Below are 15,343 nucleotides of genomic sequence, written 5' to 3'. Positions count from 1 at the left end.
ACCGCACAGAATGCGGATCGGCACTCATTGCAAACCTGCATTGAGTGCGGCTATCGTCCAAGACATGAAGACCGTGCTGATCTCAGGAGCCGGCATAGCCGGAAGCACCCTCGCCTGCTGGCTCACCCGCCACGGGTTCGAGCCCACCGTCGTGGAGCGCGTCCACGGCCAGCGTTCCAGCGGCAACCCCGTCGACGTGCGCGGTCCCGCCCGTGAGGTCGTCGAGCGCATGGGTGTCCTGCCCCAGCTGCGCGCCGCGGCGACACGCGTGACCCGGCTGAGCTTCGTCGACGACCACGGCAAGCGGGTCGGCGGCATACCCATGCCCTCCGACGACATCGAACTGCCCCGCGCCGACCTGGCCCGCGTCCTCTCCTCAACGGTGGCCGCCGACTACCTCTACAACGACACCATCACCGCCCTGCACCAGGACCCCGGCGGCGTGAACGTCACCTTCGAGAACGCCGCGCCCCGCCGCTTCGACCTGGTCATCGGCACCGATGGGCTGCACTCGGCGGTCCGCCGCCTGGCCTTCGGCCCGGAGCAGCGGTTCATCGACCATCTGGGCATCTACGTGGCCACCCTGCCCCTGCCCGGCCTCGCCCTCGACCCGCACGAGGTGCTCCTGCACAACACCCCCGGCCGGGCCGTCGCCCTGCACCCCGGCAGCGATCAGGGCGGGGCCGCGTTCTTCTTCCGCAGTCCCGCCGTGCCCGGTTTCGACCACCGTGACACCACCCAGCACAAGCGCCTGCTCGCCGACGCCTTCGCCGGGGGTTCCTGGCGCATCCCCGAGCTGCTTGATCAGGTACGGCAGACGGACGACCTCTTCTTCGACTCCGTCAGCCGGGTGCGCCTTGACAGCTGGTCGACCGGGCGGATCGCGCTGCTCGGCGACGCGGCCTCCTGTGTCTCGCTGTTCGGTGACGGATCCACCCTGGCCATCGCCGGCGCCGCGACCCTGGCCAATGCGCTGGCCGTACACCGGGACGATCATGCGGCGGCGTTCCGTGCCTACGAGTCCCAGCACCGCCTGCTGACCAGCCCCAAGCAGCGCTTCGTCTCCCCGGCGTCCCGGCTGCTCATCCCGGCCACCGGGTACGGCATCGCCGCCCGGAACGCCGGCACGCGCCTGCTGTCGGCGGTCTCGCGCGCCCGCGCCGCCTGATCGGGCGCCGCGATCTGCCTATGCATGCGGCAATCTCATGGCGTCGATCGCTTGGCCACCGCGCGGCCATGTCTGACGATGGCAACAATCTGCTCTGTCACCTCAACAACATCCTCGGGAATCGAAAGCGAAGTAGGCGGGTCGCCAACGTACTGTTCGGCCAGTAGCCCCTCATGCTGTAGTCCCGGATCACCCCGCGGCCGTCCCGGTGCCCTCGTCGTCGTCACGCGCTTCGAGCCGCCGGTTGATCGCGTCCATGATCGCCCTGTCGGCACCGCGTACGGCGTGCTGGTAGATCATCGCAGCGCGCACGTTGTCGTGTCCCATCCGGAACCTCAATTTGATCAAGGCGGTTGAGCTGAGCTGATTCCGTGTCGGCTGTTCTGGTGTGTTCTTCTGCTCGTTCGTGTCGTCGTTCTTGGGCTTGTTGATCCATGCCGGTCCGGGCAGGTCGGGCGGGGTGGGGGTGCCGCGGTTGACCTTCTGCTTGAGCATGGTCTGCCGGATCAGCCGTTCGGCCGGCGCGGCCGACTCGCGGGAGGCGACCATCCAGCCGACCACGCAGCGGCTGTAGATGTCGACGATCGTGTACAGGTGGTACCAGACGCCCTTGTCCGGGGCCGCGTAGCTTGGTGATGTCCCATGCCCATACGCGGTTGGGGGCATCGGCGAACAGTTCGGGGATGGTCTTGGGCGGGTGGGTGGCCTGACGGCGCCGATCACGTGGCTAGGACGGTTTCAGTTGGCCCCTTTTAACGCGGCTTGACCTGGACCCACTTGAGCGATCTTGGCCGAGGTGGCGTGACGGCTTGATTTTTAGCCCCACCTGGGGCGCCGGTAAGAAATGCGTCACCAGACCTGAACAAGCGCGTTCGCGCAGCTCAGCCGGCCTGAGCCAAATCGGATTCGGGGCTCTGACCAGGCATAACGCGAACGCTTGTGCCTGGTGGCACGAGCCTTGCCGACACCCCGGGCCGGCGTCTTCTTCCCGGCGGTCATCGGGAGGTCTCGAGTGCGGCGTCGATGAGTTCGAGGATCTGTTCCGTCAGGAGCGGGGCGGGTCGTGCGAGCACCACAGAGCGGCCCCGCCGCCCGGATTCGCGCAGGATCCCCGCGGGGTCAGGCAGACACGAGCCGTGCTCGAAGAACAGGGAGACCTCGCTTTCGCGGGGGAAGATTCCGCACAGGTACCCGGCTGTGGGATGCCGGTACCCGAAGCCGTGCCAGCCCGGCCAGACCTTCTCCTTGGCGTCGGGCAGCGCCGAGGCCACCAGATCGCGTAGCCACAGGGCCGTCTCGGCGACCTGTGGGTCATGGCCGCGCAAGAGCTCTTCGACGGTCATTTCCGCTCCTGCTGCCCGTTCACTCTGCCGGGGGAGCAAAGACCCCGAAGAGGTTGCCCGCAGGGTCGCGCAGATAGGCGTTGGCGGGACCGCCCTCGGCGGCATCGTGGCGTGCCACCACGATGCCGCCGAGCCGTTCGGTCGCGGCGCACACCGCGGCCACGTCGGGGACGGCGACAGAGAACACCGCATGGCCTGGCATCCGCCCGTCCGTGCCCAGGATCCCCCCTGCGGGAGCGCCCCCCGCCGGGGTGGTGATCAGCCGGTAGTCCATCTCGCCGGCCTCCCGGGTCGCGCGCCACCCGAACACCTCGCCGTAGAAGCGCTCGGCCCCGTCCGGGTCGTCGGTGGCGATCTCGAACCAGGCGACGGAGTTGTGGGCGGGAACGGTCATGACGATCTCCTGAGAATGAAGACGCCCGCGCGAGCGGGATCATGGCCATTCTCGGCACTGGAGGCGACAACCCTATGTCGGTGTTTTCGCGTGATGTACATCACTCCAGGTGGGGGGTCAGCGTCCGCAGCTCCGGCACCGAGGGATCGGGAACCGCCCGTGGTCTCGGCACCGGCTCGGGAGTGAGCATTGCGGAGAGCACCCGGTCGAGCCGGAAGGCCCGCGTGTCGCGGCGCAACCGGCACCAGCCCGTCAGGTACCAGCCGCGCGGCCCTGCCACCAGGAGCTGGGCCTCCACCTCCCGGATCGTCTTCTCCCCCCGAACGTCGGCGTACTCGATGCGCACCACCCGCTGCCGCCGCACCGCCTCCCGTATCTCCTGGGCGACACCGGCATCGAGGGGCTCCCCGGCGGGAACGAGCAGCCGCACCGTTTCAGCGAGTCCGTGCGCCTCACGGGCGGCGGCACCGGGCATCACCGCGATGATTTTCCGCAGCGCGCTGTGCGCGTCGCGGGCGAACGGTGTCCCCCGCGCGCCGCTCAGCGCCACGGCCACGGCCACCGCCTCTCCAGGGGTGAAGTTCAGCGGCGGCAAGGTCATCGCCTTGTCCAGCGCGTAACCGCCGTTGCGGCCCTGCCGCGCGCTGATCGGCAGCCCCGCCTGCCGCAACGCATCGAGGTCACGCTCGATGGTCCGCACACTCACCTCGAACCGCTCGGCCAGCCTCCGCGAACTCAGCCCTCGCGGCGCCACCGCCCGCAACTCCTCCACCAGCGCATACAGCCGATCCATGCGATTCACACCACAGAGCCTACGAAATCGCCACCTGATCATCATCGCCTGCGGCCGGACGTGCTGAGCTGCGCGAACGCGCTCGTTTGGGCCTGATGACGCGTTTCTTACCGGCGCCCCCACCTGCAACTGATCAAGAACGCCGACGACAGTTCGGCCTGTGGCCCCGGGGACTGCCGTCCCCGGACCCCTGCCAGGCGAGAACATCGCCCGCCCAGCGGGCGCGGATCCTAGCGCCGTATGAGGCGGGCGACGCCCTCGCGCCGAAGCGCAGGGAGAAGGTCATCTCGTGGTGCTGAAGGCCACACCTCAGGTGGGGCCAGTTCAGGCCGACATCGACTTTCCATGATCAACAGGGGGGCGAGGTGGGTCCACCGGGTGGGGACAACTCAAGCCGTCATAACCAATCACGGCCGACCTCATCATGGGCGCGCAGGATCCGGTACATCGTGGACTCTGAGGCCAGGTAGGTGCCCTCGTCCGGCAGCGTGAAGTACGCCGTGGCGGGGGCCGCATCCGCGAAGCGCTCGTTGAGCACGGCTCGGACGTGGTCACGCCCGGCGGTCGACAGCGCGGCCGGGTGCGGCTTGCGCGGGGTGATGGGACGGGCCGGAGCCGGGCCGCGGCGGTTGTTTCGGTACCAGTCGGCCTGTGGCACTCCGGCCGCCGTGCACGCTTTACGGCGGCCGGGCAACGGGGTGAGTGCCTCGACCGCCTCGGCCCGCGCGGCCTGGATGATCCCGGTCACCGCTCGCCCCGAGCCGTCGGCGTCTCGCTGCCGGTGGCGAGCTGATCCAGCAGCACGAAGAGCTTTCCCCGCACCTCGATCACCTGGCGGGTCTTGCCGAGCTCGGCGCGTAGCCGTTCGACCTCGCCCTCCAGCGTGCCGATCTGCTTGTCGCGCGGGTCGGCCTTCGGACGGCCGGCCGGCCGGGCCAGTGCCTGGGTCGCCCCATGGTCTCAGGCGGTCTTCCAACTGGAGACCAGCGAGGAGTACAGGCCCTCGCGGCGCGGTAGCGCGCCCTTGCCGGCCTTGTCGAGCTGCTCGTACTCCTGCAGGATCCAAGCCTTGTACGCCGCGGAGTACCGGCGGGCTGTGGCCCGCTCATGTACCTGCGGGTCAGGGATCTCGGGGTCCGGCTGTCATGCTCCCACGAAGGGATGCCTCCTTCCCCGCCCTTGATACAGAGTCATGCACCTTTTCGTCACCTCTGTCTAGTTTGACAGGGAGGGAGGAGAAATACAGGCGCCGGAACGAGGTCGAGCGCACGATCAACCGGCTCAAGCACTCCCGCGCCGTGGCCACGCGCTACGACAAGCGCGCCTATGTCTTCCACGGCACCGTCACCGTGGCCTCAATCCGCCTGTGGCTCAGGTCGTGATCAAGCAGATAAAGCGGTGGTCATCCGCCCGGCTGCCCTGACACGATCTGGGCGTGACCACGTTGTTCCTGATGGTCGGCCTGCCCGGGGCCGGCAAGACCACGCGCGCCCGGCAGCTCGCCAAGGAACACGGCGCGCTGCGCCTGACGCCCGACGACTGGATGATCCCACTGTTCGGTGTATCGGAGGCGGACGGGAAGCGCGACGTACTGGAAGGACGGATGCTCTGGCTCGCCCTGGAGGCGTTGAGGCTCGGCACCAACGTAGTCGTGGACTACGGCTGTTGGTCCCGGGATGAACGGTCCGCGATCCGCTGGCTGGTGGAGGCCGAGGACGCATACTTCCGCATGGTCTACCTGCCAGTAAACGATGAGACCCAACGCGCCCGGATCGCCCATCGCTGGGCAACCACCCCGGAGGAGACGTTCCCGATGACCGAGGCCGACATCCTGCACGGACGGGCGCACTTCGAAGAGCCCGACACGGTGGAACGCGACGGGCGCACGATCGACGGCCCGCCTCCCGGGTGGCCGACCTGGCGGGAGTGGGCCACCGACCGGTGGCCGTCGTTCGCGTGACTGTTTTGGCCCACGACAACGCCGCCGCGCCGGGCGTACCCGCACCAGTCCGTAAAGATCCGCCGGACAGGGCCCAGTGGTCTGTGACCTGGAGGTGGACACCACACGTACAGAGCCCCTGGCGCGTGTGCGGACCATCGTCGCCCACGTCGGCTGATCGACAGCTCGGATGCCGCACCCGGGTGGGCGACCGTGCCGTGCGGCACGGTCGCCCCAGGGCCCTCGATCCGATCACCCAGACGCCCGCCGTCCCACGAGAGCGGAGTGGGCGGGTGCGGGGACCGGAGCTTCCGGCGCGGCGACCTCCACCAATGACCCCCGCGAGGGATCAGGCGGGCTTTGTCAGTCGGACCTCAAGGGTGATGCCGTCGGCCCGGACGGCGCAGGTGCGGAAGGCGGTCTCGGCGGCGAGGCGCTCGAACTGGGCGCGCGAGTAGGCCCGGCGTTTGAGCATCGTCAGCGGCACCCTGGTCAGGATGGAGTTCAGCGGGCTGAGCCCCATCCTCTCGACCTCCTGGCCGATGTCGGCGCGGGACGCGCCTCTGTTCATGTCGTGGATCACCGCCGTACCGCCGCCGCGGAGGACCCGGTGCATCTCGTCCAGCGCGCGGACGGGCCGCCCGAAGTTCTTGAAGGCTGCCTGGCAGACGACCAGGTCGAACGAGTCGGCGTCGAAGGGCAGGTCGGCCGCGTCGCCGAGCTCGATCTGGACATGCACGCCGGCGCGGCATGCGTGTTCGGTCGCGATCTCCACGAACGTGTGGCTGATGTCCAGTCCGGTCACCGCGAACCCGAGCCGTGCCATCTCAACGGCCAGGTAGCCGGGCCCCGGGGCCACCTCCAGCACGGCGGCTCCGCGGGGCAGGCCCGCGGTCAGCAGTGCGGCATGGTGCTGGACGATCGCCAGTTGGGGGGCCGAGCCGCGCTGGCGGGAGTACCAGCGCGCCGTCGCTCCCTCCATCATTGGAGCCTGCGATCGAGTGGTGCTTGTCTTCTCCATGTTCCCTCCGGTTTCGGATGCTTTCCGAACCGGCCCGGGAAAGGAGCCCGGCTATCCTTACGGTTGCCACCTCGTGGCCGGACTGCGTTCCGCGGGTTTCGGTTCGAGGTCTCCCCGGCGGTCGTGTTGGCGCACGCCGCCGGGGTCCTGCCTTACGATTCGGCCGGTGCCGCCCCCCTTTCCGCGAGCTTCGCGATTTCGGACGGCTTCCGGCCCGTCTCGTGCCAGTCGCGCCACAGCGCGAGGTCGGGAAACGTCCCAGAGGTGAGCTCGTCGAGGAGTGACCGGGTCCAGGCCAGCTCGGCCTCCCGGATGGCGAGGTCGTACTCCGCCTCCACGAGGAACAGCCGGGGGATCTCGCGGCGCGATTCGGCCAACGCAGCCCGCTGGTCGGCGACCTCTGCCTCCATCAGGTCGAGCCGCCGCCGGAGCAGGCTCATCACCTCGTCGGGCGGGAGAACTCCGCACACCGAGAGCGCGGCCTCGAACTTCGGCTGCTCCCGGTCGGGTGCCGCAAGAAGGTCGCGAATCCAGTCCGCGAGTTCCTCCCGCCCGGCGTCGGTGATGCGATAGATCGTGCGCTCGGGGTGCGCGCTGTCGCGGACGCTGTCGGTCACCTCAAGGAATCCGTGCTTCTCCAGGTTGCCCACGACCGTGTAGAGCGAGCCCCATTTGATCCTCATGTCCCGGTCCTTGCCGCGGGCGCGCATCAGGGAGGCCATCTCGTAGGGGTGCATCGGCCTCTCGATGACCGTCGAGAGCACGGCCAGGCCGAGCATGTTGTTCACCTTGCGCCGTTCGGCCACACCGCCACCTCATCCTGATACTCGTATACGAGTATACGCTGACGAGTATCAGCGGGCAAAGGGCCGGAGCCCACGTGATTGCCGGAGCGGACGGCCGCGTAGAGTCCACCTCCGTGACCGTCGCGCGTTCTGTGCTCCTGTTCTTTCTGGCCGCGCTCCTGGAGATCGGTGGGGCCTGGCTGGTGTGGCAGGGCACGCGTGAGAGCCGCGGCTGGGCGTGGATCGGCGCCGGCGTGGTGGCGCTCGGCGCGTACGGCTTCATCGCCACGCTCCAGCAGGACGCGCACTTCGGCCGCATCCTGGCGGCGTACGGCGGGGTGTTCGTGGCGGGTTCCCTGGCCTGGGGCATGGTGATGGACGGCTACCGGCCCGACCGGTTCGACGTCATCGGCGCGCTGATCTGCCTGGCCGGAGTCGCCGTGATCATGTACGCGCCGCGAGGCCACTGACCTCGGCCACCACATGAACCGCGCTGATCATCGAGGTGGAAGCCGCGCCCGTGTGTTCATTGTGACGAGGGGTCCCGCGGGCGGCCGCGTTCGATGAGTACGGCCGGCCCTAGGAGGCTGGTGTTAAACGGCCGCTTAGCGATCATGGTGGAGCGTCACACCCACAGAGCGTCCATTCCGGAGGCGGATTCGGCCTCCAAGTGGAGTGTGTGCTCCCGATCCTCACCGTTTTTGACGGCTTGGTGGAGGGACCAAGATTACTTCGCGCGAAAAACACCAGCCTCCTAGGACGCTCTTTCTCCGCCGAGTGGCCCTCCATCCGGGGCGGCGCGACGAGCCCCGAGCGGTCATGCGAGACGGCCGCAACGGAAGGCGGTCCTCTTCAATGACGGCCATCTGCGGCCGGGCCGTCCCATGACTTACAAGTCGTTCTCCAGTGCCGGTCTCTAGCGTCATCGTCGACCCTCGTGCCCGAAGCGGCCGAGGAGGGGACGGAGACCGGTACGGCGCAGGGGCGAGCCCAGGCGCGCGAGCGACAAGGAGAAGAAAGATCATGATGGACTCCGAGGCAGGCCAGGCGATCGCCGTCACACGGATCACCGAGTGCTTGGGGGACGGATCGACCCACCTCGACCTGTCCCGTCTCCGGCTGAGCACGGTGCCTGGGTCACTCGCCCAGCTCACCGCCCTCGAACGGCTTAACCTGGGCGGCAATCAGTTGACCGTTCTGCCCAAGTCCTTGAGGAACCTCACCGCCCTCGAATCGCTCGACCTGTACGGCAATCAGTTGACCGTTCTGCCCGAGTGGCTGGGGAACCTCACCGCCCTCACCGGGCTCAACCTGGATGGCAACCATTTGACCGCTCTACCCGAGTCCTTGAGGAACCTCATCGATGTCGACTAGTTCGGCCCCGACGGTCGCTAACCGATTGCGGTCCCACACTTCCTGTGCGCCTTAGCCAGGGCATCGCCGCGTGATAGCGCCGCTCCAACAGAAAAATCGATCAGGGCCAATCCCGGCCTCCTGACATGCGACACCCGCAAACGACGCACGACAGAATCGCCGAAAACGGCACCCGTCAAACATCTCCCAGGACACGACAACCGAACGTAGCGAGTAGCTTGCCGAATTGTTCTTATGGGTTATCAAGGCGGCGGCGCGCCGCGCCGCCGTACCCGGCCCTCTGCCGCCCGCCGTCCGGACGTGCGGCGTGGGCGCCGGTCCCGGTCGGCGGCGCCCCGGGCCGTAGCCGCACCGCGCGCCCGCCGTAACCAATCAACGCGCCGACCATCGGCACGCCGCCGCATCAGACGCGCGAGTCGACAGCACCGCCCAGCAGCGACCTGTTCAAGACATCCTGAGTCAGGATGACGCCGGTCAGACGAAACGCGAGCAGCAGAGCACCGTCCACTGTCGGATGATCGAAGATTTCCTCTTCGTTCTCGTCTCCGTCTCCTGGCGCGTATCCGGGATCGAAGCCCACGGCCCGCATGGCGTCCACAAGGCGGTCTGGGTCGCTCCCATACCGCCATGCGGGAATCATCGGGTCGAAGGAGGTCACCATCTCCCCATCAACGGCGTACCCAAAAAGATGGGCCGAGTGGTCCTGCCGCATGACCATCACAGCCTCCGTCCCAGCCGACAGCGCTCGTAGAACACCGGGCTCCGACGCCCGCCAGCCATGCGGCTCGATGAGTACCGTCCAATCCTCTAGACGCCCGGCTAGGACCGTGCCGGGGAACAGTCCCTCATCTATCAGTTCCTCACAGGTGAGCAGCCGGATACTCCTCTCACTGGCACCCATGCGCCGAAGCGCTTCGGCCTCGGCGAGCCCTCGCGCGAAAGCCAGACACCACTGATCACCCAACTCATAGCCCCTGGCGAGCCAGGCGACATCGGCATATGTGATCTCCACCCACACCACTCCTCATCCGTCCCCTCAGGTATGTCGCCACGGTAACGATCACCTCCGACATCCGTGAGCCCCTCCGGCCCCTGCGGTTTTGAACACCATGTGCCTCCGGCGGGGGAGGCGTGTGCGTCCGCACGGGGTTCTCAGGCCGTGCCACTCGCGTGCCAGTAAGGCCGGGGAACAAGGGGGAATCACGGGGGCTCACGGACAGGGCAAGACCGCCTCTCACCTGCACAGCAGCAGTTCAGGGAGCCGCGTACCGAGATCTTGTAAACTGTAGGCCGGGCGTTCAATCTCTCTCCTATGTGCGCCCATGGCATTTCACCGGCCTCGGCTCTCGGAGTCGGAGACCGCTCATCCTCAGGCCATTAACCAGGGTGACGAGGGGTCAACCACGGGCACTCACGGCTGGTCCGAAGTTGCCGTTAACCAGGAGCCCAGGGCCCAAAGTCCGTGATCATTGCGATTTCCAAGCTTTGGGGTTCAGTAAGTACTGGAGGAATTGACTCGTAGTTTTCAGCACGGCGGGGTCATGCTGCGGCGCGGGCCATATCTGAAGGTAGTAGCCATCTATGGACCAGCTCTCCATATCCCCTTGGGTGTGATACCGCAAGCGGTATGTTCCGGGACCAGCAGGCAACGGAGGAAGGCTGTGCGCCTTTTCATCGTCCCAATCCATCTGCCATCCCGCCAGGAGGAGCTCGCCCGACGAAGATTCAAAACTGATCTCCACGATGTCTTCGTAGCCGTCAAAGTGGGTACCCGGATCCCGATCGGCGACAGCCACCGTGAAGTCCACCACCCCCCACTGAGTGGCGATATTCAGGCAGGCGATGCCTCTCCCCTCCACTTCGATGAGCCCAATGGAGTGAGTCGGGGAGTCATCCAACCCAGCGTCGGCCCCGTAGTCCTCCCGATCCAGGAGATAGACCGAACTGCAGTCCTCCACCTTCACCTCCATCCGCTGGGTGTGCACGACAGGGGCCTCGTCTCTGCTCATGGGCGGGAAGCATAGAGTCCGTCAGCGACAATTTCGGTTATCGGGGCAGTGCAACCGGGCTGCCCGCGAGCGATGGGTACTGAGCGGCTTCCGTGCCAGATGCGTGCCAGAACAGGCGGGGAACCACGGTCACTCACGGGGGCTCACGGGGACTCGGTCCGCCCTGACCTGCCCCCCTGCTTTCCCAGCTCAGGGCAGCAAGGTCAGTGGATGATTCCCAAGCTGATGGCTCCAACTCACCGGACGTGGCAGCTTCGGATAGTGCAGGACCTCCACGTACATGATCCGTTCCTCAACGACGTCAAGGATCAGATCACCTCTCGGCGGAAGCAGTGGCACGCATCTGTGCCCGGGACCGTACGCTCCGTCCGGCCGCTCGGCCGTATAGAAACTCTGGCAGAAGTCATCACCGCATCCGCACTCCCCGTAGAATCGAATGTCCCAGGTGGAGACGGCAAGATCTTCCTCCCCTTCTTCTCTCAGACACGCGATGAGATCCGCGACGAGATCGGGGAACAGCTCACGTACGAGCGGCCGCTCGATCTTGCTCATGTCGCACAGTCTCCCAGCCCCCTCTTCGGAAGCGGCATCAAGATCCGGACCATGCACGGATTTCCTTCCCCAGGCAAGAGGGAGACAGCATCCGAAACGCCAGGTCAGAGCATTGTGAATGCCAATAAGGGCCGTCCACTTTTAATCCGTATCCTACTCGTCATCTCGCATACTGGAATAGCCCCTGCGCTCCATGATCTTCTAGATCGATGCCCAGATGCCGGAGGCCGGCCACTTCACCCACCGCAGACTATCGGAAGCCATCAGCAGTACCAGTGCCCAGCAATGCGATTCGGGAGGCAGCCACATGGTTGGGAAACTGTCGTCCTGCTCTGCTTAGATCATCACCAGTTCAACAAACAGGAACGCCCTCCGGCGGTTGGGGCATGAAAAGGGAGCATTCGTGGCCGAGTTACTCGCAGACCTAGTACAGGAGATACATCCGAGACAGTGGGAGGGCGGCGGATGGATGGTGACCGACCAGGGGGCACTCATTGGAGATGAGCTAGCAGTTTGGGATCAGGGGTGGCCGAGAGTATCGCACGGATGGTTCCAAATCGGTCCCAACGCTGTGATTTTTAACGACCACGACAAAATCGCGTACGTTCGATACGAGTTGTGGAGCGAGGAACCACCTCAGGCCGAGCCCGAATGGAAATACTCCTGGTCGGGCGAGATCTACCTGCGGACAGGGCGGATACAGCTCAGTCACCACCATCCCCAGGAAGACGAATTCGAGGCATTTGACCTTGGACGACCAGGCGCCACATGGCGCGTTCGCGTGCTGCAGAGAGAGCCGCAGAGCGTTCCGAAGATTGAGTACCCCACTTTTGTTCATATGGTTGGTATCTACAAGCTTCAGTTCTGGGGGCCTGCTCTACCAAGAGAAGTCCCGGAAGCATGACTCAGCGTTCCGTACCGAGCCACTCATGCCCAAGCTGGTGACACAGGGGTGATGAGTGTTGTCCAGTTGCACTGCCCGTTGCAGTACAGGGTTGTTCAGAATCGTTCAGGACGGACCGCACATGTCCGCTGACCTGCATTGAACTGTCCAGAACAATGCAAAGTCGATCTCTTAATCCGCATATCTAGCATCAGAGTTCCGGCGGATCTCCGCCGACCGCGTGCAAGGCGTCAAGGTAGCCGCCGCCGACATCAAGCCTAGCGATATCGACCGTTCGGTTCTTGAAGCAGGTGTTTCCCCAGGTTGCTCGGGGGCTGATTTCCTGGAGCCGCAAGTTCTTTTTCCTGGTGACCCCACGGGCGCGGCCGATATAGCAGGAACACGGGTCGATCTCCTCGACGTAGACACCTATCAATGGGAATGTCTTGGTCTATGAAGTGTTCCGAAACCGACCCTTACCTGGCCCGCAGCAGCTCGGAGGGTTGCGTGCCGAGATCTTCCAAGATGGCTCCTCCGATCATCGAAAAATCGAAAGTCCACCGCCCGGCAGGCAGGCGAAGCGTAAATCGTCAGGACCGCAGGTGCTCCACGCCTCGAATTGGGAGTCGGGTTTCACGTTCAGGTGCGTCCCGGTGTCGAAGACCAACCGCAGCGCACCAGACTTGAAGGCAACCGACGACACGATTGTCGCGCCGAAGAGAGCCAGGGCCGGTGCCACCTCCTGACGTTCAGGGGCCAGCTGGACCGGCTCCGCGTTGGGAGCGCTCAGTGGGCCGCTGGTGAGCGTCACCGTGCACTCGATGTTCACCTGAACGTCACCGTCGAGGAGCAACGTCAACCGATAACTCACCCGGACTTGAACCACCTGCATCCCCCGCTAGGGCAGAAGCCAACGGTCCTCCAGCTCAGCCAGATCTGCCGGTGTGTTCACAATGCCGTCTGAGCGCATGACCGCTTCCCGGATCAGCGGGTCAGCAGCCGCATGATCCCTCCTCCGGTGGTTTACCGAGATCACCATCCGAAGCGCCTCGTCGCCGTGCGGAAGCACGTAGGCGAGGAGTTTGTACTCCTGGCCATCCTCGCCGGTGACGTTCTCCCAGTCCTTGTCACCGTTCTCTTCCATCACGGCAAGCTCGTCGTAGCGCGCGACACGTCGCCACCGGTCCAGGTACTCCTCCGCGATCCCCGCCGCGACCTTCTCGTTCAGCTTCACCAGATCACCCTGTCGCTCGTGCCATTAGCGTGCCATTAGACAGGGTGACGAAGGGTCGACCACGGTCACTCACGACCGGCCGAACGCCCAGCTCAGCGTCCCTGCAAGCCGTGATCCACACACTTCCCAGGCTGACAGCGCGGGTTCGATTCCCGTCACCCCCTCCAAGATCGAAGGCCCAGCACAGGGACGACCCGATCTGGGCCCTGTTTTCAGTGTCGTTCGGCTCGACTGCTCCCACTTCGGTGATCTGCGGCTCCGGAAACACATCGGAAGATCAGCTCGCCTCGCGCAGGGGTTGGAACTGAACGCTCAGCCGCATCTCCAGAGCCTCCGCGAGCCGCTCCAGCATCGGGATGGTCGGCATCGTCCCGCCCGCCTCGAACCGTGCCACCGCCGGCTGCTTCAAGCCTGTCCGCTCAGCCAACTCGCTCTGGGTCAGACCGAGCTGCTCACGGCGCAGCCGTACCGCCTCCCCTAGCTCAAACCGGACCCTGGCCGCCTCATACGCCGCTCCGGCCCCCGGACGGCTCATGATCTCAGCCCGCTTGGCACCCCAGCTCTTGCGCTCACCCATACCGCTCACTCCTCGTCTGCCGTGTGAGCCTCGGCGATACACCGCTGCATGGCCCGCCACGCCCGCTCGATCTCAGCGGACTCGCGCATCCGCTGCTTGCGGAACACCGTCAGCATGATGATCCGCCGACCTGGTGCGATCCAGTAAGTGATCCGTACCGCCTCCCGGTCGAGGTGGAAACGCAGCTCACGTAACTTGCCGCGGAGCTGACGAGTGTGGGGCTCATCCAGCAGGACACCACGCTCGGCCAGCAGGTCGACGTAGAACGCCGCTGTCTCCTGCCCCTCCTGATCAAGCGTGTCGAACCACTCATCGACCTCTGGCTCCAGTTCCACCTCTCCCCAGTTCATAACACGGACGTTATAGCGACGGCAAGTATCACGTCCTGAAAACGCTCCTGCTCTTCCTGCCGAGAAAGGCCCGCAGCGGGAGGCCCATGAGCACGCTCTGCCCCGAGGGCAGTCGTCCGGCTTCCCCCGCAACGTTGATCACGTGCCAGATCCGTGCCAGAACGGGCGGGGAACCCTGGTCACTCATGGGGAACCGCATCCCGCCTACCTGCACATCTGTTTTCCCAACTCAGCCCACCAACACCAGCAGCCGATTCCCAAACTGACAGCTCTCCTCCGCGTTGCCGGCTGCGCGATCATTGGGTGATGAGAGCACGCGTGCCCCTCTTCCGCTGGCTGGATCTTGAACACCGTGGCATCGACGATCCCACCAACGCGTGCGAACTCCTGGAGATGTACGTCGGTCCGCAGAACGAGCCGGGTGACGAGCAGTTCCAGATCACCGTGTGCACTCCATCCGCCCTTGCCGAACAGTTGCGCCAGCACCACTTCCTCATCGGCCGGCACTACCTCTTCGTTCGCGAGCTGTGTCCCGCCGAGGTGACGTGCTGGTTGAGCGACCGTATCGCCGTACTGGAGGCCCCGACATGGGGCGAACTCGCTGAGAAGATCGGTCGGATCGGGTTGTGGGAGTTCGAGGACTACGAGGACTGACGCTCTGATCCGGGTTGCAGTTTGGGTTGCGGTTCACCGCCGTACCGGTGCGTTCCAGGAAGACCAGGGAGGGGGCGTTGGTCCAGGTGGGACTGCCCTGAACGATGGCCTCCCGAGCTGCCAATGCGGTTTGGGTTGGGCGTCATGCCGTGCCCGTTGCGTGCCCGTCAGGAGGGTGAACAAGGGGGAATCACGGACACAGCGAGACCGCCGCCGACCTGGGAAGCAGCAGATCGGAGAGCCGCGTGCCGAGATCTTCCAAACTGG

At 65.6% G+C, this 15,343-nt stretch carries 21 protein-coding genes and 2 pseudogenes; 7 read left to right on the top strand and 16 right to left on the bottom strand.

Going from position 1 to position 15,343, the window contains the following annotated elements:
- Nucleotides 1-64 precede the first annotated feature (64 nt).
- Nucleotides 65-1,168, top strand: coding sequence for an FAD-dependent monooxygenase (locus tag ACQP0P_RS06330; RefSeq protein ID WP_433372175.1), 1,104 nt, complete (start codon nt 65-67; stop codon nt 1,166-1,168).
- Nucleotides 1,169-1,650: 482 nt separating this feature from the next.
- On the opposite strand, the pseudogene ACQP0P_RS06325 reads toward ACQP0P_RS06330, so the two are convergent.
- From ACQP0P_RS06325 to ACQP0P_RS06305, 5 genes and pseudogenes are all read right to left on the bottom strand, one after another.
- Nucleotides 1,651-1,892: pseudogene (locus ACQP0P_RS06325) on the bottom strand (DDE-type integrase/transposase/recombinase); the annotation flags it as partial.
- Between the two features lie 271 nt (nt 1,893-2,163).
- Entirely contained in the window at nt 2,164-2,511 is a 348-nt protein-coding gene (locus ACQP0P_RS06320) for a DUF1801 domain-containing protein (RefSeq protein WP_433372172.1), read from the bottom strand.
- Between the two features lie 19 nt (nt 2,512-2,530).
- Nucleotides 2,531-2,905, bottom strand: coding sequence for a VOC family protein (locus tag ACQP0P_RS06315; protein ID WP_433372169.1), 375 nt, complete (start codon nt 2,903-2,905; stop codon nt 2,531-2,533).
- A 100-nt stretch (nt 2,906-3,005) separates the two neighbouring features.
- Nucleotides 3,006-3,698 (bottom strand): helix-turn-helix transcriptional regulator, encoded by a 693-nt coding sequence (locus ACQP0P_RS06310; RefSeq protein ID WP_433372166.1) that lies wholly within the window; start codon nt 3,696-3,698, stop codon nt 3,006-3,008.
- A 397-nt stretch (nt 3,699-4,095) separates the two neighbouring features.
- Nucleotides 4,096-4,446, bottom strand: a complete 351-nt coding sequence (locus ACQP0P_RS06305) for a hypothetical protein (RefSeq protein WP_433372164.1) — start codon at nt 4,444-4,446, stop codon at nt 4,096-4,098.
- A gap of 487 nt (nt 4,447-4,933) precedes the next feature.
- Between ACQP0P_RS06305 and ACQP0P_RS06300 the strand changes: the two are divergent.
- Both ACQP0P_RS06300 and ACQP0P_RS06295 read left to right on the top strand, forming a co-directional pair.
- Nucleotides 4,934-5,080: pseudogene (locus ACQP0P_RS06300) on the top strand (IS5/IS1182 family transposase); the annotation flags it as partial.
- Nucleotides 5,081-5,133: 53 nt separating this feature from the next.
- Nucleotides 5,134-5,658 carry an AAA family ATPase gene (locus tag ACQP0P_RS06295; RefSeq protein WP_433372161.1) on the top strand — a complete coding sequence of 175 codons (525 nt, stop codon included), beginning with the start codon at nt 5,134-5,136 and terminating at the stop codon, nt 5,656-5,658.
- Between the two features lie 328 nt (nt 5,659-5,986).
- Here ACQP0P_RS06295 and ACQP0P_RS06290 read toward each other — a convergent pair whose 3' ends face one another.
- Nucleotides 5,987-6,658 carry a class I SAM-dependent methyltransferase gene (locus tag ACQP0P_RS06290; protein WP_433372158.1) on the bottom strand — a complete coding sequence of 224 codons (672 nt, stop codon included), beginning with the start codon at nt 6,656-6,658 and terminating at the stop codon, nt 5,987-5,989.
- 152 nt (nt 6,659-6,810) lie between these two features.
- Nucleotides 6,811-7,464: a PadR family transcriptional regulator gene (locus ACQP0P_RS06285; RefSeq protein ID WP_433372155.1), complete on the bottom strand. Its 654-nt coding sequence runs from the start codon at nt 7,462-7,464 to the stop codon at nt 6,811-6,813.
- Nucleotides 7,465-7,577: 113 nt separating this feature from the next.
- Between ACQP0P_RS06285 and ACQP0P_RS06280 the strand changes: the two genes are divergently transcribed.
- Together ACQP0P_RS06280 and ACQP0P_RS06275 are read left to right on the top strand one after the other, a co-directional pair.
- Nucleotides 7,578-7,913 carry a YnfA family protein gene (locus ACQP0P_RS06280; RefSeq protein ID WP_433372152.1) on the top strand — a complete coding sequence of 112 codons (336 nt, stop codon included), beginning with the start codon at nt 7,578-7,580 and terminating at the stop codon, nt 7,911-7,913.
- Nucleotides 7,914-8,466: 553 nt separating this feature from the next.
- Nucleotides 8,467-8,817, top strand: coding sequence for a leucine-rich repeat domain-containing protein (locus ACQP0P_RS06275; protein WP_433372149.1), 351 nt, complete (start codon nt 8,467-8,469; stop codon nt 8,815-8,817).
- A gap of 403 nt (nt 8,818-9,220) precedes the next feature.
- Here ACQP0P_RS06275 and ACQP0P_RS06270 read toward each other — a convergent pair whose 3' ends face one another.
- The 3 genes from ACQP0P_RS06270 to ACQP0P_RS06260 form a co-directional block, all read right to left on the bottom strand.
- A complete protein-coding gene (locus tag ACQP0P_RS06270; RefSeq protein WP_433372146.1) occupies nt 9,221-9,829 on the bottom strand; it encodes a DUF6461 domain-containing protein in 609 nt (202 codons plus the stop codon).
- Between the two features lie 454 nt (nt 9,830-10,283).
- Entirely contained in the window at nt 10,284-10,826 is a 543-nt protein-coding gene (locus ACQP0P_RS06265) for a hypothetical protein (RefSeq protein WP_433372143.1), read from the bottom strand.
- A 189-nt stretch (nt 10,827-11,015) separates the two neighbouring features.
- A complete protein-coding gene (locus ACQP0P_RS06260) occupies nt 11,016-11,378 on the bottom strand; it encodes a hypothetical protein (protein ID WP_433372141.1) in 363 nt (120 codons plus the stop codon).
- A gap of 403 nt (nt 11,379-11,781) precedes the next feature.
- On the opposite strand from ACQP0P_RS06260, the gene ACQP0P_RS06255 reads away from it, so the two are divergent.
- Nucleotides 11,782-12,282, top strand: coding sequence for a hypothetical protein (locus ACQP0P_RS06255; RefSeq protein ID WP_433372138.1), 501 nt, complete (start codon nt 11,782-11,784; stop codon nt 12,280-12,282).
- Nucleotides 12,283-12,472: 190 nt separating this feature from the next.
- On the opposite strand, the gene ACQP0P_RS06250 is transcribed toward ACQP0P_RS06255, so the two are convergent.
- From ACQP0P_RS06250 to ACQP0P_RS06225, 6 genes are all read right to left on the bottom strand, one after another.
- Entirely contained in the window at nt 12,473-12,697 is a 225-nt protein-coding gene (locus ACQP0P_RS06250) for a hypothetical protein (protein ID WP_433372135.1), read from the bottom strand.
- A 102-nt stretch (nt 12,698-12,799) separates the two neighbouring features.
- On the bottom strand, nt 12,800-13,120 hold the full coding sequence (locus ACQP0P_RS06245; protein WP_433372132.1) for a DUF6188 family protein: 321 nt from the start codon (nt 13,118-13,120) through the stop codon (nt 12,800-12,802).
- A 39-nt stretch (nt 13,121-13,159) separates the two neighbouring features.
- The gene (locus ACQP0P_RS06240) at nt 13,160-13,495 is read right to left on the bottom strand and encodes a hypothetical protein (protein ID WP_433372129.1); all 336 of its coding nucleotides are present in this window, start codon (nt 13,493-13,495) and stop codon (nt 13,160-13,162) included.
- Between the two features lie 277 nt (nt 13,496-13,772).
- A complete protein-coding gene (locus ACQP0P_RS06235; protein WP_433372126.1) occupies nt 13,773-14,072 on the bottom strand; it encodes a helix-turn-helix domain-containing protein in 300 nt (99 codons plus the stop codon).
- A 5-nt stretch (nt 14,073-14,077) separates the two neighbouring features.
- On the bottom strand, nt 14,078-14,422 hold the full coding sequence (locus ACQP0P_RS06230; protein WP_433372123.1) for a type II toxin-antitoxin system RelE/ParE family toxin: 345 nt from the start codon (nt 14,420-14,422) through the stop codon (nt 14,078-14,080).
- 28 nt (nt 14,423-14,450) lie between these two features.
- Complete coding sequence (locus ACQP0P_RS06225) at nt 14,451-14,609, bottom strand: hypothetical protein (RefSeq protein ID WP_433372120.1); 159 nt, start codon at nt 14,607-14,609, stop codon at nt 14,451-14,453.
- A gap of 119 nt (nt 14,610-14,728) precedes the next feature.
- On the opposite strand from ACQP0P_RS06225, the gene ACQP0P_RS06220 reads away from it, so the two are divergent.
- Nucleotides 14,729-15,076, top strand: a complete 348-nt coding sequence (locus ACQP0P_RS06220) for an Imm8 family immunity protein (protein ID WP_433372117.1) — start codon at nt 14,729-14,731, stop codon at nt 15,074-15,076.
- The last annotated feature ends 267 nt before the right edge of the window (nt 15,077-15,343 follow it).

The sequence above is a fragment of the Streptosporangium sp. CA-115845 genome, from assembly GCF_050943795.1.
Lineage (GTDB): Bacteria > Actinomycetota > Actinomycetes > Streptosporangiales > Streptosporangiaceae > Streptosporangium.
Note: the sequence above shows the minus strand (reverse complement) of the source record. Positions and strands in the feature narration are given on the sequence as shown.